Here is a 21,121-nt window from a genome sequence, read left to right on the forward strand (position 1 = left end):
TGCATCCCGCAGCCGTTGATCATCGCACCAGACTGTTCGTTAATCCTCATCCCGCTCATCATCCGGCTGATCCAGCACCGTATACGCCACCGCACAGAACAGCGAGTTCAGACGCTTCATATCTCCCAGCAACCCTAGATGCAGGGAGCTGGTTTCGATGCTCTGCACATTTTTCTGATGCAGGCGCTCGACGTGAGCGTGTGAGAAACGGCGAATCAGGATGCGAAAACGGTGTTTGGAGCGGCGTAGTCGGCGCGCGCTGGGGATATCTTTCGACAGAAACACCGACAAACTGAGGCGCAGATTGTTGAGTACCTGCTCCTGCAATGTGTTCAGCTCTTCCAGCCCTTCGGGGGAAAATGCCCGACGGGCGTTCAGCGATTTCACCGCCACGTCCGCACACATGCGTTCAATGATATCGCCCGCCTGCTCAAGGTTGAGTGCCATCTCGATGACCTCGGCCCAGCGGCGCGAATCCTCCTCGGCCAAATCCTCTTTCGGCATGCGCGCCAGATAGAGTTTGATGGCGGTATACAGCACATCGACATCATCATCCAGACGCCGCACCGCGCGCTCTTCACGCAGTTCGCCATGCACCACTTTATTGAAGGACTCCATCATATGTTCAACGACATCACCGATGCGCAGGGTTTCTCGCGCCGCATTGGCCAATGCCAGCGCAGGGGTATCCAGCGCGCTGCGGTCGAGATGTTTAGGGCGTAAATGGGCATCGGTTTCCGGCTCGTCGGAAATCATACGACGGCACAAGCGCGCCATCGGTTCGGCGAATGGCACCATAATCAGGCAGCGAATCAGGTTGTAAAATACATGGAAAAAGATCACCAGTTCTTCGTCATCGACCGGCATCTTGTCCAGAATATCAGCGATATAATTCACCAGTGGCAAAATCGCCAGGCTGCCAATGAGCTTGAACAGCAGGCTGCCCAGTGCCACGCGTTTTCCCGCAGCATTTGAGCCACTGGCGTTAATCATTGCCAGCAAACCACTGCCGAGGTTGGCACCAATCACCAGACAGAGCGCCACTTAGAATGAAATCACATCCGCTGCCGTCAGTGTAGCGGTGATCAGCACCGCCGCGAGGCTGGAATAACTGATGATGGCGAATACCGCGCCAATCAGTGCATCCAGCATGACATCTCCGGTTAGCGTGGAGAACAGCACCTGCAAGCCCGCCGCCTGGGTAATGGGTTTAGCAGCGGCCACGATCAACTGTAGCGCTAACAGAATTAAGCCAAGGCCAATGGCAGCTCGACCCATTTGTCCGGCCCGCGTCTGCTTACGGCTGAGGAAGAACACCACACCAAAGAAGATGAAGAGCGGCGATAGCCAGGAGAGATCGAAGGTCAGGATACGCGCCATGATGGCGGTACCGACATCGGCACCGAGCACCACCACCAGCGCAGGCGTCAGACTCACCAGATTCTGTGCGACAAACGAGGTGACGAGCAGGGTGGTGGCATTGCTGCTCTGCACCAGCGCGGTGACGCCAATCCCGGCGAGAAACGCCATTGGCTTCTTTTCCACGCTGCGGCTGAGCACCCGGCGCAAATCGGCACCGTACACGCGCATGATGCCAGTGCGCACAATGTGCGTGCCCCACACCAGCAGGGCCACAGCAGATAAGAGATTGAGTAGGGTCAACACGTCGGGCGGTTCCTTATCCTCAGACTTACATTGCACCAACTGCAAGCCTGTGGGTGAGTACCGAGGTGTCGGGCGCACCGAAGTGCGGCCATGGGCAGCCTAAAGGCCGCCGCGACAACGATTAACAGGCTGCATTAACGCTGAATACTGCCGCGTTGCGTTGCCAATTTCTCGTTAAATTTAAGCAACCTGGCGCAACGTCGACATCTCTAACTGTAGACCAATTTGCATGCCAGCAGGGTGCAAATCCGCCACGCTGCGATTCAGCACATCCACTGACAATTCAACCCCATGCGCCAGTACACGATAACGGATCACGTTACCTAGCAGGCTGTGACTGAGAATAGTGGCCGGAATGCCATCCTGCGGTGCACTCAAGCGGATTGACTCAGGTCGAATCGCTACCTGACCCGTGAATGTCTGGCCGGTGAGCTGCGTTGCCTGTTCCGCACTTAGCAGGTTGTAGTTGCCGATAAACCCGGCGGCAAACAGATCGGCTGGCTGCGTGTAGAGGGCTTCGGCGTTACCGTTCTGTACGATTTTGCCACGATTCATCAGCACGATACGGTCAGACAGCGTCAGCGCCTCTTCCTGATCGTGGGTCACGAATATCGTGGTGAGCTTCAACTCTTGCTGGATATTGCGGATCTGTTCGCGCAGATGGCGGCGGATGCGCGCGTCCAGTGCGGAGAGCGGCTCATCCAGCAACAGCAAACGAGGGCGCGTCACCAGCGAGCGCGCTAAGGCAACACGCTGGCATTGTCCGCCAGAAAGCTGGTGCGGATAACGGCGGGCGAAATCGGTCAGCTCGACCAGTGCCAGCGCTTCCATCACCCGTTTCTGAATATCGCCGCCTGGCAGTTTCTGCATTTTCAGGCCAAACGCCACGTTCTTCTCCACCGTCATGTTGGGGAACAGCGCGTAGCTCTGGAACACCATGCCAATGGTACGTTTCTGCGGTGGCAGCGGCACGATATCCTGACCCTGTAGCAGAATTTTGCCGCTATCGACATCCGTCAAACCGGCGATGCAGCGCAGCAGCGTTGATTTGCCGCAGCCGCTCGGGCCGAGCAGGGTAACAAACTCACCTTCATCGGCGCTGAAATCGATATTTTCAAAGATGCTGGTGGGGCCGTAGCTTTTGTTCAGCTGGGTGACGTTCAGATAACTCATGGTCAGCCTCGTTCAGGATTGAGGGCATTCGCCAGCCAGGTGACCAGCAGGACGACAGCAAAATAAGAGATCACCAGCGCACTGGTAAAGTGGCCGCTGCCGTTACGCATATTGTAGAGATACACCTGCAAGGTTTCATAGCGGGTACCGACTAACAGGTTAGCGAACACAAACTCACCTATCAGGAATGAGAAGGAGAGCAGCACCGCGATGAACACGCCTTTACGCAGATTCGGCAGTACTACAAACAGTGCCGCCTGCCAGGTGCTGGCACCCAGCAGATGAGACGCATCAATCAGCTCTTTCAGATTGATCGCCTGCATATTGTTGGCAATAGCACGGTAAATAAACGGCAGCGCGATGGTGAAGTAACAGCCGACCAGAATCCACGGCGTGCCGGTGATCATCAGCGGTGAAGAGGAATAAAGCTGCAGCAGGCCAACGGATGACACCACCGGCGGCACGGCAAACGGCATCAGAATCAGCACGTTCATCACCGCATCCAGCTTCGGATAATAGTAAGCGATTACAAACATCGCAGGCAGCACCAGCATTAATGAGAACAGCAGCGCGCCAAAGCAAATCAGCAAGGAGTGGCCCAATGCGGTCAGGAAACGCGGATCGCTCCACAGCTCAATCAACCACTTCAGGGTAAAGCCCTGCGGCAGAATGGTGTCGCTCCAGTCAGTCGAGATGCCATACAGCAACGTCGCCAGCAGCGGGGCGGCGAGGATGATCAGCAGCAGCCAGATAATCAGGCGATGATAAATTTTTTCCGCGCGAGACACGTTCTACTCCTGTGATTTCGCGTTGAGATAACTGCGGCGCACCAGATACTGCTGCACCACGGTAATCAGCGCCATAATGAACACCAGCAACATGGCCAGCGCTCCACCGGTATTCGGATCGAGCGAGATATCACCCGACACCAGCGCGGCAATACGTACTGGCACCACGTTAAAGTTACCGGTGGTCAGCGCATAAATGGTGGCGTAAGCACCCAGCGCATTGGCCAGCAGGATGACAAAAGTCCCTAACAGCGCCGGGAACAGGATGGGCAAACCAATATGCCACCAGTAGCGCCAGCGGCTGGCACCGAGCAGCGCGGCCGACTCTTCCCAATCTTTGCGTAAGCCATCAAACGCCGGATAGAGCAGCAGAATGCCGAGCGGGATCTGGAACCAGGTGTAAACCAGCACCATGCCGTCACGCGAGAACAGCTTGAACCCTTCCAGCATGCCGAAGTGGCGCAGCAGCAGCGTCAGACAGCCGTTCATGCCCAGCAGAATCACAAAGGCGAACGCCAGCGGCACACCCGCAAAGTTGCTGGTCATGTTGGTAAACGACATCAGGAAGCGCTGAAAGCGGCCGCTGCCTGGCTGATGCAGCGAATAGCCGGCAATCAACGAGATCAGCAGGCCGTAAATGCTCGACCAGATGGAGATATCCAGCGACAGGCGAAACGCCTGCAGGTAAAACGGTGAAGTGAGGATATCGATGTAGTTATCGATACCCCAACGCTCGTTCATGTCGCTCCAGAAGCTGTTGATGGCGATCCACAGCAGCGGCGCGAGCTGGAAGGCAACCCAAAAGAAGGCGAACGGCAGCAGCAATAGCGTGGCGAGGGTTTTGCCCTTCATTAACGCGGCTCCGCCAGCAAACCGTGGCACATCGGTTTATCGTGCTCAATGCCCAGCAGCGTGCAAACGATGCCACACAGTTCAGTTTGCTGCGGTTCGAGATCGGGCTGACGGGAGAAGCCCGCACCAAACACAAACAGCGGCACCTGCGTCTCTTCCGGTAAAATGCCGCCGTGCGAGCGGTCATCGTTCATGCCGTGGTCGGCGGTGACGATCACCTGATAGCCCGCAGCGAGCCAGCCGGGCATCCACTGCGACAGATAGCCATCGGCCATACGTGCGCGGTTGCGATATTGTGGCGATGACAGGCTATGCTTGTGCCCGGCATCGTCGATATTCATGGGGTGAATCAGTAAAAAGTCCGGATCGTGGTTCAGACGCAGGCTCTCGGCATCTTCAAACAAGTGGGAATCCGGATAACTGTCGTCCCAGTAAAAGTGGCCGTATTGAATCGGCAAATCGGGGGCGACGGTGTGGCGATCACGCGCATTGTTGAACGGGGATTGGTTATACAGCTCACTCACCCAGTGATAGGCGGCAGCGGCCGTGGTTAAACCGGCGGCGCGGGCGTAATGGAAGATGCTGCGCTGATTGCTCAATCGATTGACGCCGTTATGAATAATGCCGCTCTGCACTGGCGGAATCCCAGTCAGAATGCATTCATACAGCGGACGTGACAGCGAAGGCAGTTCGCAGGTCAGCGTGTAGTATTGGCCGTTGCCCTGTTTGCATTCAGCAAACAGATAGCCCATCGCATGCTGTGCCACCTGATTGCTCAGGCCATCCAGTACCACCAGGATTGTCTTCATTCCCGTTCCTTACATCATTCAAATTGCGGGCACTGCGCTTAGCGGCGCAACGTATTGCGTATCGATGCGCAATACGTTGCGCCGCCAGGGTGTGTGCAAATTACTGCTTCATATTGATAATCACGTTCTCTTGCCACAGACGCGGCAGCATTTTCGAGCTCTTATCCCATGCAGCCTGATCTTTGATCGGGCGGGCATTTTTGTACTCAGACTGCGGCAGCAGTTTGGCTTGCACATCGGCTGGCAGAGTTAAATGCTCAGCGCGGATTGGACGTGCATAACCTTTCGCCAGGTTGATCTGACCGGCATCAGAGAAGATGTATTCACGCGCCAGTTTGGCGGCGTTCGGGTGTTTGGCGTATTTGTTGATGATGGTGCTGTAACCGGAAATCACGGAGCCATCAGACGGGATCACCACTTCATAGCGGTTTTTGTCGATCTGATCGCGATAATTCAGACCGTTGAAGTCCCATACCACGGCAACCTGAATTTCACCTTTCTCAATGTTGGCAATCACCGGATCGGTCACGCCCAGACGGCCTTCTTTAGCCAGCTCGCCAAAGAATTTCAGGGCTGGCTTCAGGTTCTTCTCATCACCGCCCATCGCGTAGTTGGCCGCCAGTACGCCGTTAGCCGCCTGAGCAGCCACGCCGACGTCACCGATAGTGACCACATACTTACCTTTCTTCAGATCGGCCCAGCTGTGCGGTGCATCTTTAACCTGCTGCTTGTCGATCAGGAAGGCGATGGTGCCGGTATACGCCAGCATCCAGTTGCCTTCGCTGTCTTTCGCCCAGCTTGGAATCTGATCCCAATGCGTTGGTTTGTACGGTTGTGCCAGACCTTTGGTCACAGCAACCGGACCGAACGCGGCGCCCACATCACCGATATCGGCGCTGGCGTTCTCTTTCTCTGCATCAAATTTAGCCAGCTCCTGCGCCGATGACATATCGGTATCGCTGTGCTTCAGGCCATATTTGCTGTTGATGTCATTCCATGTGTCTTTCCAGTTCGCCCAGCTGTCTGGCATACCGACGCTGTTGACCTGGCCCTCAGCACGCGCGGCTTTTTCCAGCGCGGCAATGTCGTTATCGGCGGCGTGCGCGGCGGGCAGCGCAAGCAGTACGGCACTGGCTACTACAGAGGAGATAAACGCTTTCATCTCGGTTGCTCCGGGTGTAAGTTGTGGGACGTCTTGGTCTAGTCCAGCAAGAACCGAGCCAATGTAGCCCGATCAGATGAAGGTTTTATGACCATGGTGGTGAAATGTGGTGTGACGCGTAGCTCCACATGCGGATACAGCGCGCGAAAGCGTGGGATATGCCTGTCATATTGTAGTCATCGAACTGTCATAGTGCAGAATTGCCCCAAAATGAGGCTAAAAAATGTCGTCGAAAACGGTGGATGTGATTGCTGCGGCGCTGAGCGAACGCATTGAAAACGGTGAATTTGCCAGCGGACGTTTGCCGGCAGAACGCAGTTTAAGTGAACATTATTCCACCACGCGTATTACCCTGCGTGAGGCGCTGGGCTTGCTGGAAGCGCAGGGCGTCATTTACCGTGAGCTGCGTCGAGGTTGGTTTCTCGCCCCACCCAGGCTGGTATATAACCCGGCCCATCACAGCCACTTTCATGCCATGGCCGCCGAGCAAGGGCGCATCGCTCTCACTGAAGTAATTGAGGCGCGGGAAGTCCCGGCACAGCTGGTGATTGCACGACATTTGCAGTTACTGGAAGGGGATAGCGTGTTTCGCATTCGACGCCGGCGACGTATTGATGGGCGCGCGGTGTTGTACGTGGAGCATTACCTCAATCCGGCCTTTTTTCCCGGCCTGCTAGAGGAAGACCTCACCCGCTCACTTACCGATCTCTACGATCAGCGCTATGGCATTCGCTACGGCGGCGCTCGCTTTACCATTCTGCCCGGCCCGCTTCCTGCGCGCGCGGCACCGGCACTCAATGTCGCCAGCGGAACTCCCGGATTACTCATTACACGCATTAACCGCGATCAGCACAAACGGGTCATCGACTGTGACTGCGAGTACTGGCGCTATGACGCACTCTGTGTGGATGTTGATGTGTAGCATATTGTGATTTTGATCACACTACAGCATGATAACGCCAGAGAGTTTCCGTACTTTGAGGCGCATAAAAATGACAACAAAATCAGCACCGGGGCAGCTTATTGCTTCGGTATTACAGTGGGTTCTGAATATTGGCCTGGTGACGTTGGCCATCATCCTGGTGGTGTTTCTTGGCAAAGAGACGATTCATTTAGCTAATGTGCTGTTTAGCACTGGTGAGCAGGCGTCTTCTTACCTGCTGATCGAAGGCATCGTGATCTATTTTCTCTATTTCGAATTTATCGCGCTGATAGTGAAGTACTTCCAGTCCGGCTATCACTTCCCGCTGCGTTATTTCATCTATATCGGCATCACCGCAATCATTCGTCTGATTATCGTTGACCATAAAAACCCGTTCGACACGCTTTATTATTCAGCGGCGATTTTAATTCTGGTGGTCACGCTGTGGTTAGCCAATAGCAATCGCTTAAAGCGCGAATAATCCCCCCTTCTGTCTGGCGTGGCACAACCAGCAGTGCCACGCCCGATTCTCTGCGTTAAACTAGGGCAACTTTTTCTCCGGAGATGTCCTGATGTCGCATCACGCGCTGCGCCAGTTACTCGCACTGCATTGGCTGCCAGCCACTTCCCCCTTGCTTTCCCCCCCTCTGCTCGACTGGTTACTGGAGGAAGACTCCATGACGCGTCGCTTCGAGCAGCATTGCCAGCAGGTGACGGTGGAACTGATCCGCGAAAGCTTTATTACCGCTGACGAGATAGCGCCAGAAGCGGAATTCTTGCCCGCCGATGAGCGCTTTTGGTTACGTGAAATCGTGCTGTGCGGCGATGGCGAACCCTGGTTGATTGGGCGAACCGTGGTGCCAGAAAGCACGTTGAACGGCCCGGAGCAGATGCTGCAAAATCTTGGCACTCGTCCGCTGGGGCGCTATCTTTTCGCCTCCTCGACGCTGAGCCGCGATTTTATCGATCCCGGTCAGGTGGACGATCTGTGGGGACGTCGCTCGCGCCTGCGTTTATCAGGCAAACCGCTGCTGCTAACTGAACTGTTTTTACCAGCGTCGCCGTTGTACCGCGCGCTGAATCAAGGATAAAGGATTGTGGAAAAAACCTTAACCATGACCAAATGGCAGGCTTATCGGCGCCTGATGCGCATCGATAAACCGATTGGCACGCTGTTGCTGCTGTGGCCCACCATGTGGGCACTGTGGTTATCAGGCATGGCGGTGCCGCCTTTGTCTGTGCTGGTGGTATTTGTGCTCGGCGTCATTGTGATGCGTGCCGCGGGTTGCGTGATCAATGATTATGCGGACCGTAAGGTGGATGGTCATGTCAAACGGACCGCATCGCGTCCGCTGGCGAGCGGCGCGGTGACGGAGAAAGAGGCCAAAATCCTGTTTGTCGTGCTCGGGTTGCTGGCATTTGCGCTAGTGCTGACCATGAACCGTATGACGATTTTGCTGTCATTTGGTGGCCTGGCACTGGCGTGGGTCTATCCGTTTATGAAGCGCTACACCCATTTACCCCAGGTGGTATTGGGAGCGGCATTCGGCTGGGCGATTCCAATGGGTTGGGCGGCGGTTAGTGAGTCCTTACCTATTGTTTGCTGGCTGGTGTTCTTCGCGAATATCTGCTGGACGGTGGCTTACGACACGCAATATGCGATGGTTGATCGTGATGACGACCTAAAGATTGGCGTGAAATCCACAGCGATTCTGTTCGGACGTTTCGATAAATTGATCATCGGCTTATTGCAGTTGGCCACGTTGGGGCTAATGGCGCTAGTCGGATTGATGTTGCATCTGAACGGGGCGTTTTACTGGTCATTACTGGTGGCGGGCGGCTTCTTTGTGTATCAACAAAAGCTGATTGCTCAACGTGAACGCGATCCTTGCTTCCAGGCCTTTCTGAATAATAACTACGTTGGTCTGGTGCTGTTTATTGGCGTACTTCTCAATACTCAGCCATTTATTGACCTGTTTTAGATGGTTGCTGCCATAAAAAAAGGCGACTCGTTGAGGGTCGCCTTTCTGTTTTTTAGGCCCGACGTTATTCGTGGGCTACAGCACTTTCAATGGTCAGACGGACATCACTGGTCACCAGCTCTGCCAGCATCTGCCACATAATGTGGGTGCGTTCCGCATCGGCATCGCCTGAATCACTGATGTAGCCTTCATCACGCAGTGACAGCACCAGCGCGGTAAACACCGCTTTGTCGAAGAACTCTGGCGCGTTAATGCCATGCAACACTGACAAACGCTGCGCCAGCGTGCGGCTCTCTTTCTCCAGCGTGCCGCGGTTAATCGTCGGCTTGGCACTTAGAATGGCGAAGGTGATGGCAAAACGCTGCAGCGTTTCACGGATACCGGCAGCCAGCAGTTGCAATGAACGATGGCGGGCCGGATTCATGCGTAACTGCCCATCATGCTCGGTAATCAGGCCTTGTCGCGCCATCTCAGCACAGAGGGCATTCAGCACGCCTGGCAGCTCTGCGTTATCCCAGCGCAGGAACAGCTCACTCTTCAGCATCGGGTAAACCAGACTCACCTGACGCAGCAGCTCCGCCTCACTGATCTCACGATGCTGCTGCACAATAGCGGCAATCAGCGATGGCATGACCAGCATGTGGTGGATGTTGTTGCGGTAGTAGGTCATCAGGACGGCCTGCTCGCGCGGCAGAATGATGATATCGCCGATACTGTCTTGTTCCGTCTCAAACTTGTTCATGCCCATGGCGTGATCAAGCAGCGCTTCAGCACTCATTTCCGGCACGGTCGCTTCCGGCGAATAAGGCACGTTACGCAGCAGCTGGGTGTAGCATTCCAGTTGCTCAATCAACTGTTCACGCGTCAGGGAGCGCTGACGTGAAGCCAGCAGTGCAGTGACGCACAGGTTCATGGCATTGGCCGCACCGGCTTCGTTAATACGCACCATCAGACGTGCCGCAATATCATTTACGGTCGGCGTCATCCATGCCGGGCGTTGTGGTTCAATCGGATCGATCGCATCACGCCATTCCGGCACGTTTTTGTTCAGATAGTTCATCAACGGCAGGGGTTCGCCGAAGTTAACGTAGCCCTGGCCAAGATTGCGCAGTTTACGTAACCCGCGCACCATCTGCAGGAAACTCTCTTTCTCTTTGGCCGCGCCACGTAACTCTTTGGCGTAAGTACCCACTTCCATGACGTGTTCATAGCCGATGTAGATCGGAACAAACGTAATCGGACGGCTACCGCCGCGCAACATGGCTTGCAAGGTCATCGACAGCGTGCCGGTTTTAGGATCCAGCAGTCGGCCCGTGCGCGAGCGCCCGCCTTCAACGAAATACTCGACTGAATATCCGCGGCTGAACAACTCGCCCAGATATTCACGGAACACCGTGGAATAGAGTTTGTTGCCCTTGAAGGTACGGCGAATAAAGAAAGCACCCAGACGACGGAAAATCGGACCTGCTGGCCAGAAGTTCAGGTTGATACCGGCCGCGATGTGTGGCGGCACCAGCCCCTGATGGTAGAGCACGTAAGAGAGCAGTAGATAGTCCATGTGGCTGCGATGGCAGGGCACATACACAATCTCATGGCCATCTTGCGCCAGCTGACGGACTCGCTCGCCACCGTTGACGTTGATGCCCTGATAAAGGCGGCTCCACAGCCAGCCCATCACGCGGTCTGTGACGCGAATGGCCTCATACGAGAAGTTCGCTGCGACCTCTTCCATCATCTCAACAGCATTCTGCTGGGCTTTCTCGTGCGAGATTTTTTTGCTACGCGCTTCATCTTCAACCGCTTTTTCAATCGCTTTGGATTGCAGCAGCTTGTTGAACAGATCCTGACGCGCAGGCAGACGTGGGCCTACAGCAGCCAGGCGCTGACGCGCGAAGTGAATGCGAGCCACGCGTGCCAGCTTCTGGGCAATCGACTTATCCGTACCGTGCTCCGTCGCCATCTGGCGCAGGGAGACGGTCGGCGAGAAGCGCACAAAGCTGTCACGTCCGTGCCACAAAATGGCGAAGAATTTCTCTACACCATTAAGGATGCGCAGATGTGGCGTATCTTCTCCCTGGATTTCGCGTCCCGGCGCACGACCAAACATCACCGCCACCGGTAACATCTGTACGTCGAGATCCGGGTTACTACGGTGCAAATCGAGATAGTCGTGGAATAGCTTCACCGACTCAGGATTGGCAACGAAATAGGGGAATACGCGTGGGCCATCATGAATAAACACGTGACGCGGCAGTAGCGCGCCGTCGATCTCCAGCGGAGCCAGCGGATCGGGCAGATCATGTTTCAGGCACTGTGCCCGAAGAGTGAGCAGGTCAGCCTTTGAATCATAAGGCAAAACATACATCACTGGACGAGTCGGATCGATCCCGTGTTCTGAGACAGGATCGGTCGGAATGACCTTACTCTTTACCAAAAAAGAGAGTGGTAAATTCAATAGTTTGTAATAAAGTTTACGCCAACCTGACATAGACAACTTAAAGCCTCTTGTTAGCAAAGCGCGGCAAGCATACCAGAAAGTGCAACGAAGATCTGTGGCTTACACGACCTCAGATAGCCCACATATTGACGCCAAATCACATCAAGGGTTCCAAAGCATGGCAAATAACGTCACCGGTATTCAAAGAATAGTGAATGCAGCCGGTTATTCCTGGCAGGGCTTGCGCGCCGCCTGGAAACATGAAGCCGCATTTCGTCAGGAAGCCATTGCTGCACTGGTGGCGATTGTGGTGGCCTGCTGGCTGGATGTTGATGCGATTTCCCGCGTACTGATGATTGGCTCCGTGGTGTTGGTAATCATTGTTGAAATCCTGAATAGCGCCATTGAAGCGGTGGTGGACCGCATTGGGCAAGAGCGCCATCCTTTAGCCGGACGAGCAAAAGATATGGGCTCAGCGGCGGTGTTGCTGGCTATCTTACTGGCTCTGTTTGTCTGGATCGCACTGCTCTGGTCGCATTTGCGATAGGTATTCCAGAATCTTCAAACCGCTGATTTTTCCCTCTGTTTTGGTTTTCATTTCGCCAATACCTGTATATACTCACAGCGACTGTATAAACAACCAGGGGGCGGGATGAAAGCGTTAACCACCAGGCAGCAACAGGTCTATGATCTGATTCGCGACCACATTAACCAGACCGGCATGCCGCCAACGCGTGCGGAAATTGCTGCGCAACTGGGTTTTCGCTCGCCCAATGCTGCGGAAGAACATCTGAAAGCACTGGCGCGTAAAGGCGTCATCGAGATTGTATCTGGCGCTTCTCGCGGCATCCGCCTGCTAATGGAAGAAGAAGTCTCCGAAGGGTTGCCGCTGATCGGTCGCGTGGCCGCTGGTGAGCCGCTGCTGGCGCAAGAGCACATCGAAGCGCACTATCAGGTTGATGCCAATCTGTTTAAACCTACCGCCGATTTTCTGCTGCGGGTGAGTGGTATGTCGATGAAAGACATCGGGATTATGGACGGCGACTTGCTTGCCGTGCATAAAACCCAGGAAGTCCGTAATGGTCAGGTTGTGGTGGCGCGCATTGATGATGAAGTGACCGTCAAACGCTGGAAAAAGCAGGGTGCCATTGTGCATTTGCTGCCAGAAAACACCGAATTCCAGCCGATTGTGGTCGATACCCGTGAGCAGGCTCTGACCGTTGAAGGTTTGGCTGTCGGCATCGTACGTAACGGCGAATGGCTTTAATCTCTCATTGAATTCCCCCGCTGCGGTTGGTCGCTGTGCTGACCGCAGTCTGATACATTGATTTTCCTCTTCAGGCTGATTGCCGGTTAATGGTCCTATTGACCAGCGCAACAATGGAACGGGCGAATGCGGCTGTTTTCCTCCTCAGATAAAGCATTGTGGCGGCTGGCGCTGCCGATGATTCTCTCCAATATTACTGTTCCGCTGCTCGGTGTCGTCGATACGGCAGTGATTGGCCATCTCGATAGCCCCATTTACCTCGGTGGCGTGGCGGTAGGTGCAACGGCGACCAGTTTCATCTTTATGTTGCTGTTGTTCCTGCGCATGAGCACCACGGGTTTGACTGCGCAGGCGTTTGGCGCGAACGATAAAACCGCCTTAGCGCGGGCGTTGACGCAACCTCTGCTGATCGCTCTGGTGGCGGGCGTGCTGTTTTTATTACTGCGCGCGCCCTTCAGTTTGATCGCAGCCTCATTAATGGGCGGCAGCCCGGAAGTGCAACACCAGGCACAAATTTTTATCAACATTCGCTGGCTTAGCGCACCGGCGACCTTAGCCAATCTGGTGATTTTGGGCTGGTTGCTTGGCGTGCAATATGCGCGAGCGCCGATGGTGCTGCTCATTGTCGGTAACCTGGTGAATATCCTGCTCGATCTCCTGTTTGTGCTGAAGCTTCACTGGGGCGTTGCAGGTGCGGCGGCGGCAACGGCGGTGGCAGAGTACGTCACGCTGGGTGTGGGGTTATGGATGGTGGTACGTGTGCTTAAGTTGCGCGGCATTTCTTTCAATCAGCTAAAACAGAGTTGGCGTGGTGATGCGGCACGCCTGTTCCGGCTCAACCGCGACATCATGCTGCGTTCGCTAATGGTGCAAATCTGTTTCGCGTCACTCACCTTGCTAGGCGCGCGTTTAGGGCCAGATGTTGTTGCGGTGAATGCCGTACTGCTGATGTTCCTGACGTTTACGGCCTATGCGCTGGATGGTTTTGCCTATGCCGTGGAGGCCTGCTCCGGTGAAGCGGTGGGGGCGCGAGATCGCAGTCGCTTATTACTGATTTGGCATGCTGCCTGCCGTCAGGCTGGTATCGTTGCCCTGGCGTTCGCAGCCATCTATGCAATAACCGGCCCCGAAATTGTGGCGTTGCTCACTTCGCTTGAGCCACTGCGAGAGATGGCCGATCGCTATCTTGGCTGGCAGGTGATTCTTCCGCTGATCGGTGTCTGGTGCTATCTGCTGGACGGTATGTTTATCGGTGCCACGCGCGGGCGCGAAATGCGCAACAGCATGGTGATGGCGGCAGTGGGTTATGGGCTTGCCTTGCTGACACTCCCGTGGCTCGGTAATCACGGCTTATGGCTGGCGGTGACGGTGTTTCTTGCCTTGCGTGGCTTGACGCTCTGGTGGATGTGGCGACGTCACTGGCGACACGATAGCTGGTTCACTGTTTGAATAAGCGAAGCGTAAACTACAGATTATTCTGTATTTTTTGCGTAATCCTATCTGGCTACTATAATTATCTCATACGGCGCAATTGAGTAGCGCGTTGTGTGGGTGATTACCTGATTTATCAGGAGATCATCGCATCTCACTCAGGATGATGTGGAGGATTATGATGAACAAAGACGAAGCGAGCGGTAACTGGAAGCAGTTTAAAGGGAAAATGAAAGAGAAGTGGGGCAAGCTGACGGATGACGATATGACGGTCATCGAAGGTAAGCGCGAGCAGCTTGTCGGTAAAATTCAGGAACGCTACGGCTACGCGAAAGACCAGGCCGAAAGCGAAGTGAAAGACTGGGAAAGTCACAATAAAGATTACCGCTGGTAACCGGAATTAAGGAAGATGCTCCTACCCCGCCGATCACCCGTCGGCAAGGCACAAGGAAGTGCCACTCACCCTTTTCTCACTCTCTTTTTCGTATCTATCTCATGATCGTGATCGCAGCTATCGTGATGATTGCACGCTGCGACTTCTGCGCAGTTTTCACACAAACCATGGGCTTCAATAACCGTGTGGCGCAATGAGAAACCTGCTTGATCGGCCAATCCCGAAATAATCTTTTCTACGCCCTGTGCGTGTTTTTCACTGACTGCCGCACAACCATCACACACCAGCATCACCGAAGTATGCGCAGGCTCGTCGAAATGGTGGCAAACCACATAACTGTTATTTGATTCGACACGATGAATAAAACCCTGCTCCAGCAGAAAATCCAACGCGCGGTAAATGGTCGGAGGTTTAGCCTGCGGCTCGCTGATGCGAAGTTGATCCAGCAGATCGTAAGCACTGATCGAACCATTCTGCTCAGCCATTAAACGCAACACTTCAGCGCGTTGAGTGGTCAGGCGCACGCCGCGGTCAAGGCAAAGGGATTCTGCCTGAGTAAGCAGTTGTGCGGGCGTGAGGTTTGACATAAGCGTTCTCCAGGTTGCAGGCGATGTTATTTTATCACACAAACTTTTACCCTGCTGTGATTGCTTTTTACCCGGTTAAAGACCAGGAAAAATCTCGTTAATCAATAAATTAACTTAACCTTCCTGTTGAGCTGATAAAACTGCTCATTTCAGACCCTCTATGAGATCAGTCATATAGCGTAATTATCACGCTATTTTTGCTTTGCAACTCACCGGGTTAGCGTCTAAGGTTCAAAAGGCCTTAAGTAATATCTGGCATCAATTTAGGATTTGTTCATTTTTCTGCATAACTAAACAACAGAATGGTGTGGTTGTATCCAATTCTGTGAACAGCAGTGCTATTTCCTTTTAATTCACAGCAATGATGTGTTAGCCAGGGTTCAGAATAGCGGCTAACTAAACTGTTTCGTTTCTGAGTTATTCAGCGACATTTCAAAGGTGATGGCAGGCTCATGGTGAAGACATTATTCAGGCACAAAAAAGTAGCTTATCTTGTTGGTTTGAATGCAGTATTTCTTTCTTCTTCAGCTCTGGCAGCAGGTACATGGTATGACGCGCGTAACGATGCCATGGGTGGCACCGGCGTCGCTTCGTCAACCTGGAGTTCAGCGGTGCTGGCTAACCCGGCATTGATGACCAAAGCCAAACCTGAAGATAACGTCAGCGTCATATTCCCTTCAGCCGGTGTGCAGGTTACCGACAAAGACAAATTAATTAACAAAGTTGATGACATCACGGACAGTGTTGATCGCTACAAAAACGTGATCGACAATCTGACGTTTGCCGACTATTTAAGAGGTTATCCGGAATTAAAGGCTGCGGCTGGTGATATGGCTAATCAGCTGGATGACTTAAAGGGTGATAAAGCACACGGTACTGCGGGTGTCGCTTTTGCTGTTACTGTACCGAATGAAACACTGCCTTTTGCCTTTATTACCAAAGCCTACGGCACGGCCAGTGTGCAGGCTAACGTTGTGGACAGCGATATTACCTATCTGCGCGGTGTGGCTAACGGCACGGTGATCCCCGTGCCAGGCGATCAGGATAAACTGAGTTCGAGCGGTCATGGTCTGGCAGCACTAGTCACGGACTATGGTGTGGCACTGGCACATGAATTTGATGTCGCTGGCCATCCGGTTTCTGTGGGCGTGACACCAAAGCTGCAAAAAACCTGGCTGTATAACTACACCGCCAGTATTTATAACTTTGATAAAAGTAATATCAACAACAGCCAATACCGCAGTTCCGATACCGGCTTCAACATTGATGCAGGCATCGCGACCGACTTTGGTGAGCATTGGACGTTGGGTGTGACAGGGCAGAACCTGATCTCACGCGACATCGACACCAAAACAGTGGAAGGCTACCGCGATACCTATCAAATCCGTCCGCTGGTCACGTCAGGTCTGGCCTGGAACTACGGCGCGTTCACCCTGGCAGGCGATGTTGATTTGACGCAAACCAAGCGTTTCAAATCGGAAGAAAGCAGCCAATATGCGGGAGTGGGGGCCGAGTATCGCGTGCTGGATTGGTTAGCACTGCGCGCGGGTTATCGTGCGGATATGAAATCAAATGATGCCAATGTGTTTACCGCAGGTCTGGGCGTTTCACCGTTTAACAACACGGTGCATCTGGATCTTGCTGGTTCAGTGGGTGACGATAATACCTGGGGCGGCATGCTGCAGCTCGGATTTAACTTCTGATTGCGTCATTTCACATCACGCTAACATTCACCCTGAAATGGCGTGAACATGCTCACAAAAACAGGTCGCCATTGGCGGCCTGTTTCATTCCTGGGCGCAGAATTTGTGATCGTTATCAATCAGCGAAGCTGTGCCAGATTCAACTGGGAAAGTAGCCAATCTTTAAAGCTATCTAACGCAAAGTGGCGATGCTGATGCCGTGGGAACACCAGGTAATGGCCGATATAGTGAATCTCCTGGGTGGTCTCAATCAGCGGACAAACTAAGCGCCCACTGGCAAGCTCTCGTTCTGCTAATAATTTGGATTCCAGCACCACTCCCAGACCATCAACGGCAGCGGCAATCGCCATAAAACTGCGGTCAAAGCGCAAACCATAATGGCGCGGAGGCGTCAGGTGATTGGCTTCAAACCAGCCCTTCCATTGGTAGAGTTGCACATCGCACTGAATCAACGATTGGTGATAGAGGTCCTCCGGGCAGCGAATGCGTGCGGCAATCTGTGGTGAGCAAAGCGGTGTTAATTCCTCCACGGCCAGCGGGATTTTCTCGTAAGGCGAAGGACGCGGCTCGCCATAAACAATATCTAAATCATAGTCATCCTGCTCAAAGCGCGCATATTCGGTGCTGGCTGAAAGACGCAGATCAATATGTGGGTGTGCGGCAATAAAGCTTCCCAGGCGGGGTAATAGCCACTGATGGGCAAAGCTTGGCGCGGTGTGCAGACGCAGTGGCCGCGATTCATCAGCGGTGACGAGCGAAAGCCCACGCTGCATCTCATCAAATCCCCGCTGGATATGTTCCAGCAAGATTGCCCCTTCTTTGGTTAGCATGATTTCGCGCGTACTGCGCTGAAACAGGCGCGTGTCGAGCGTCTCCTCCAGCTTACGAATCGCATGACTAATGGCGCTAGGCGACAAATCCAACTCTTGCGCTGCGGCGGTAAATGCCCCTGTGCGGCCTGCGGCTTCAAACGCGCGCAACAGCGACAGTGGGGCTTTTTTTAATAATGTCATTTGTGAATCCCATTCAACAGTTGATGCATTTTTTGCTTTTGTCGGCAGGCGCCAGGGCTGAGTAATCTGCTGCTAAACGGCAAGCAGGTGAAAATGGCACGTGAATCCGCTGCAGCTTTCACCATGACAGATCGCTCTTCTGCTTGCCAACTCTGCTGATTTTCTCTTCTTTCAGGAACAGATATGACGACTCTTGCAGAACCGGAATTGAGCCTTACACAGCGGCTGTCACAGCACGCTTATCGTATTCGTCGCTACGCATTGCAAATGGGCGAAGTACAGGGGCAAGGCTATATCGGCCAGGCTCTGGGACTGGCTGATATGCTGGCCGTGGCATGGTGCCATGCGATGAATTACCGCGCGGAAGAACCCGAATGGGAAGGCCGCGACCGTTTTCTGCTTTCCCACGGCCACTATGCGATTGCTCTTTATGCGGCGTTGATTGAAGCGGGCGTGATTCCTGTGGAGGAGCTGGAAACGTATGGATCTGATGATAGTCGCTTACCAATGTCTGGCATGGCGACCTACACGCCAGGCATGGAAATTTCAGGCGGATCGCTCGGACAGGGGCTGACGATTGGTGTCGGTATGGCATTGGCATTGCGTCATAAAGGAAATCCGGCTTTTGTTTACAACTCAATGTCAGATGGCGAACTGGATGAAGGGGCAACCTGGGAAGCTGCGATGGGAGCGGCACATCATCAACTGAGTAATTTGATCGTCATGGTGGATATCAACCAGCAGCAGGCAGATGGCCCCTCTGGCAAGGTCATGGGATTTGAACCGCTGGCAGATAAGTGGCAGGCATTTGGCTGGCATGTACAGCGTGTGGATGGCAATGACATTGCTGCTGTGAAGCAGGCATTTGATCGGGCACGCGCGTTAAGCGAACCCAAGCCGCGCGTCATTCTGCTGGACACGCTAATGGGTAAAGGCGTGCCATTCCTGGAAGCGCGTGAAAAGAATCATTTTATTCGTGTGGATGCTGACGAGTGGCAACAGGCCATCACCATCCTCGATCAGGCTCAGGAGGCCACGCAATGAGCAGCATCACCACAGAGAAAAAGCCACGCCTGACAACGTCGGCGATGATTGCCTCAATTGCCGCAGAAGGTCAAGCCACGGTTGCTGCGCCCTTTGGTCATGCGCTGGTCAAAGCCGCTGCGACCCGGCCGTCGATCGTTGGGTTGACTGCCGACCTGTCAAAATACACCGATTTGCATATCTTCGCCCAGGCCTATCCAGAACGTCATTTTCAGATGGGCATGGCAGAGCAGCTATTGATGGGCGCAGCCGGTGGCATGGCGAAGGAGGGCATGACGCCATTTGCGACCACCTATGCGGTGTTTGCCACGCGTCGTGCCTACGACTTTATCCATCAGGTGATCGCGGAAGAGCAGCTGAATGTGAAAATCTGCGCTGCGCTGCCGGGGTTAACCACCGGCTACGGCCCAAGCCATCAGGCCACTGAAGATATCGCGCTGATGCGGGGTATTCCGGGCATGACCATTGTTGATCCTTGTGATGCGCTGGACACGGAGCAAGCCGTTGCCGCTATCGCTGACCATCAGGGGCCGGTTTATATGCGTCTGTTGCGCGGTAAGGTGCCGCTGGTGCTGAACGAATACGATTATCAATTCGAACTGGGCAAAGCCAAATTGCTTCGCGATGGCCGTGATGTGCTGCTGATTTCCAGTGGGATTATGACAATGCGAGCACTGGAGACAGCAAAAGCGTTGGCAGCCGATAACGTCGATGTTGCGGTATTGCACGTACCGACCATCAAGCCTCTGGACACTGAAACCATTATCACCCAGTGCCGCCGTGCCGGGCGTTTAGTGGTGGTGGTTGAGAACCATAGCCTGGTCGGCGGTTTGGGTGAGGCGGTGGCGACCACGTTAATGCATGCGCAGGTCATGCCCGTGTTTCGTCAAATCGGCTTGCCCGATCAGTTCCTGGATGCGGGCGCGTTGCCCACTTTGCACGACCGCTACGGCATTTCCAAAGAAGCGATGGTCAGCGCGATTCGCGTCTGGCTGGCATAACGGCGCGAAAGGAGAACAGCATGAAGGTGATATTTGTCGGCACCGGGGCAATTGGTGTTCCTATGGCTTGCCAGATTCAGCGTGCAGGGCATGCGGTAATCGGAGTGGATGTGTTTGAAGCGTCGCGCCAGCGTGCTCAGGCGCAGGGGATTGAAGCGGTTAGCCGCATTGCAGAAGCACCTGAAGCGGATGTAGTAGTGGTGATGGTCGCCACGCCACAGCAGCTGCAGGCGCTGGTGGCGGAAGCGCTGCCGCAGGTGACTGGTCAGCACTGGGTCATCATGTCCACTGTCGGGCCGCAGGCGGTACGTGAGGCGGCTTCTTCACTGATTGCTGCCGGTGCGCAGGTCGTGGATGCACCGGTCACGGGCGGAACCGCCCGCGCCAGCACCGGTGAGTTAGTGATTTTTGCTTCCGGCGCATCTGCCGCCATTGCCTTTGTTGAGCCAGTACTCAAAACCATGGGATCGGTGTCGATAGTGGGTGACGAGGTTGGCGAGGGGCAGGGGATCAAGGTGATCAATCAGCACCTTTGCTCGGTGCATATTGTGGCAGCCGCGGAGGCGCTAAGTCTGGCAAAGTCGCTGGGGTTAGCACCCGCTCAGGTATTGAAACTGGTCGAGCGCGGCGCGGCGGGATCGTGGATGTTGTCAGATCGTGGTCCGCGCATGCTGGAGGGGACAGATGTCCCGGTCTCCAGCGCCATCAACATCTTTGTCAAAGATAGCGGGTTAGTGGCAGAGGCGGCGACCGCCTGCCACGCTGAGGTTCCGCTGTTACAGGTCGCTCATGCTCGTTATCTGGCGGCAGCAGAAGCCGGATTGGGGCAACGTGATGACAGCAGAGTGATCGAGACCTGGAGCAAACCTGCAAATTAACCGCTCCATCACT

The 21,121-nt window shown here is 54.3% G+C and carries 20 protein-coding genes and 1 pseudogene; 12 read left to right on the forward strand and 9 right to left on the reverse strand.

The window, feature by feature from the left end:
• Positions 1–39: 39 nt before the first annotated feature.
• The 6 genes and pseudogenes from FD737_RS16835 to FD737_RS16860 form a co-directional block, all read right to left on the reverse strand.
• Positions 40–1,665 (reverse strand): annotated as a pseudogene (locus tag FD737_RS16835) (Na/Pi cotransporter family protein).
• A 180-nt stretch (positions 1,666–1,845) separates the two neighbouring features.
• Positions 1,846–2,838, reverse strand: a complete 993-nt coding sequence (locus FD737_RS16840; protein WP_058960059.1) for an ABC transporter ATP-binding protein — start codon at positions 2,836–2,838, stop codon at positions 1,846–1,848.
• Between the two features lie 2 nt (positions 2,839–2,840).
• Entirely contained in the window at positions 2,841–3,626 is a 786-nt protein-coding gene (locus FD737_RS16845) for an ABC transporter permease (RefSeq protein WP_097118932.1), read from the reverse strand.
• 3 nt (positions 3,627–3,629) lie between these two features.
• Complete coding sequence (locus tag FD737_RS16850; protein WP_058960061.1) at positions 3,630–4,478, reverse strand: ABC transporter permease subunit; 849 nt, start codon at positions 4,476–4,478, stop codon at positions 3,630–3,632.
• On the reverse strand, positions 4,478–5,287 hold the full coding sequence (locus FD737_RS16855; protein ID WP_160834070.1) for an alkaline phosphatase family protein: 810 nt from the start codon (positions 5,285–5,287) through the stop codon (positions 4,478–4,480). The genes FD737_RS16850 and FD737_RS16855 overlap by 1 nt, the downstream gene beginning before the upstream one ends.
• A 100-nt stretch (positions 5,288–5,387) precedes the next feature.
• Positions 5,388–6,449 (reverse strand): ABC transporter substrate-binding protein, encoded by a 1,062-nt coding sequence (locus FD737_RS16860; RefSeq protein ID WP_160834071.1) that lies wholly within the window; start codon positions 6,447–6,449, stop codon positions 5,388–5,390.
• A gap of 223 nt (positions 6,450–6,672) precedes the next feature.
• On the opposite strand from FD737_RS16860, the gene FD737_RS16865 reads away from it, so the two are divergent.
• The 4 genes from FD737_RS16865 (at position 6,673) to ubiA (ending at position 9,353) form a co-directional block, all read left to right on the forward strand.
• On the forward strand, positions 6,673–7,371 hold the full coding sequence (locus tag FD737_RS16865) for a UTRA domain-containing protein (RefSeq protein ID WP_160834072.1): 699 nt from the start codon (positions 6,673–6,675) through the stop codon (positions 7,369–7,371).
• A gap of 70 nt (positions 7,372–7,441) precedes the next feature.
• On the forward strand, positions 7,442–7,852 hold the full coding sequence (psiE, locus tag FD737_RS16870) for a phosphate-starvation-inducible protein PsiE (RefSeq protein WP_058960065.1): 411 nt from the start codon (positions 7,442–7,444) through the stop codon (positions 7,850–7,852).
• Positions 7,853–7,943: 91 nt separating this feature from the next.
• Complete coding sequence (gene ubiC, locus FD737_RS16875; RefSeq protein ID WP_097118936.1) at positions 7,944–8,462, forward strand: chorismate lyase; 519 nt, start codon at positions 7,944–7,946, stop codon at positions 8,460–8,462.
• A 24-nt stretch (positions 8,463–8,486) separates the two neighbouring features.
• A complete protein-coding gene (gene ubiA / locus FD737_RS16880; protein ID WP_176505791.1) occupies positions 8,487–9,353 on the forward strand; it encodes a 4-hydroxybenzoate octaprenyltransferase in 867 nt (288 codons plus the stop codon).
• Between the two features lie 64 nt (positions 9,354–9,417).
• On the opposite strand, the gene plsB is transcribed toward ubiA, so the two are convergent.
• On the reverse strand, positions 9,418–11,841 hold the full coding sequence (plsB, locus tag FD737_RS16885; RefSeq protein ID WP_160834073.1) for a glycerol-3-phosphate 1-O-acyltransferase PlsB: 2,424 nt from the start codon (positions 11,839–11,841) through the stop codon (positions 9,418–9,420).
• A gap of 127 nt (positions 11,842–11,968) precedes the next feature.
• Here plsB and FD737_RS16890 point away from each other — a divergent pair, with 127 nt between their 5' ends.
• The 4 genes from FD737_RS16890 (at position 11,969) to FD737_RS16905 (ending at position 14,882) form a co-directional block, all read left to right on the forward strand.
• Positions 11,969–12,337 (forward strand): diacylglycerol kinase, encoded by a 369-nt coding sequence (locus FD737_RS16890; RefSeq protein ID WP_034826963.1) that lies wholly within the window; start codon positions 11,969–11,971, stop codon positions 12,335–12,337.
• A 105-nt stretch (positions 12,338–12,442) separates the two neighbouring features.
• Positions 12,443–13,057 (forward strand): transcriptional repressor LexA, encoded by a 615-nt coding sequence (gene lexA, locus FD737_RS16895; protein WP_034826962.1) that lies wholly within the window; start codon positions 12,443–12,445, stop codon positions 13,055–13,057.
• A 126-nt stretch (positions 13,058–13,183) separates the two neighbouring features.
• Positions 13,184–14,506: an MATE family efflux transporter DinF gene (dinF, locus tag FD737_RS16900; protein ID WP_097118938.1), complete on the forward strand. Its 1,323-nt coding sequence runs from the start codon at positions 13,184–13,186 to the stop codon at positions 14,504–14,506.
• Between the two features lie 163 nt (positions 14,507–14,669).
• Positions 14,670–14,882 carry a CsbD family protein gene (locus FD737_RS16905; protein WP_097118939.1) on the forward strand — a complete coding sequence of 71 codons (213 nt, stop codon included), beginning with the start codon at positions 14,670–14,672 and terminating at the stop codon, positions 14,880–14,882.
• Between the two features lie 65 nt (positions 14,883–14,947).
• On the opposite strand, the gene zur is transcribed toward FD737_RS16905, so the two are convergent.
• Positions 14,948–15,469 carry a zinc uptake transcriptional repressor Zur gene (gene zur, locus FD737_RS16910; RefSeq protein WP_097118940.1) on the reverse strand — a complete coding sequence of 174 codons (522 nt, stop codon included), beginning with the start codon at positions 15,467–15,469 and terminating at the stop codon, positions 14,948–14,950.
• A gap of 452 nt (positions 15,470–15,921) precedes the next feature.
• On the opposite strand from zur, the gene traF reads away from it, so the two are divergent.
• Complete coding sequence (gene traF / locus FD737_RS16915) at positions 15,922–17,172, forward strand: conjugal transfer protein TraF (protein WP_097118941.1); 1,251 nt, start codon at positions 15,922–15,924, stop codon at positions 17,170–17,172.
• A gap of 119 nt (positions 17,173–17,291) precedes the next feature.
• On the opposite strand, the gene FD737_RS16920 is transcribed toward traF, so the two are convergent.
• Positions 17,292–18,185: a LysR substrate-binding domain-containing protein gene (locus FD737_RS16920; protein ID WP_097118942.1), complete on the reverse strand. Its 894-nt coding sequence runs from the start codon at positions 18,183–18,185 to the stop codon at positions 17,292–17,294.
• A 183-nt stretch (positions 18,186–18,368) separates the two neighbouring features.
• Here FD737_RS16920 and FD737_RS16925 point away from each other — a divergent pair, with 183 nt between their 5' ends.
• The 3 genes from FD737_RS16925 to FD737_RS16935 are packed head-to-tail and all read left to right on the forward strand — an operon-like array spanning position 18,369 to position 21,108.
• Complete coding sequence (locus FD737_RS16925; RefSeq protein WP_058960071.1) at positions 18,369–19,229, forward strand: transketolase; 861 nt, start codon at positions 18,369–18,371, stop codon at positions 19,227–19,229.
• On the forward strand, positions 19,226–20,230 hold the full coding sequence (locus FD737_RS16930; RefSeq protein ID WP_160834074.1) for a transketolase family protein: 1,005 nt from the start codon (positions 19,226–19,228) through the stop codon (positions 20,228–20,230). Before FD737_RS16925 ends, FD737_RS16930 begins: the two co-directional genes overlap by 4 nt.
• 20 nt (positions 20,231–20,250) lie before the next feature.
• Positions 20,251–21,108, forward strand: coding sequence for an NAD(P)-dependent oxidoreductase (locus tag FD737_RS16935; protein ID WP_097118944.1), 858 nt, complete (start codon positions 20,251–20,253; stop codon positions 21,106–21,108).
• Positions 21,109–21,121 lie beyond the last annotated feature (13 nt).

Source organism: Pantoea sp. Seng, assembly GCF_009829935.1.
Taxonomy (GTDB): Bacteria; Pseudomonadota; Gammaproteobacteria; order Enterobacterales; family Enterobacteriaceae; genus Pantoea; species Pantoea communis.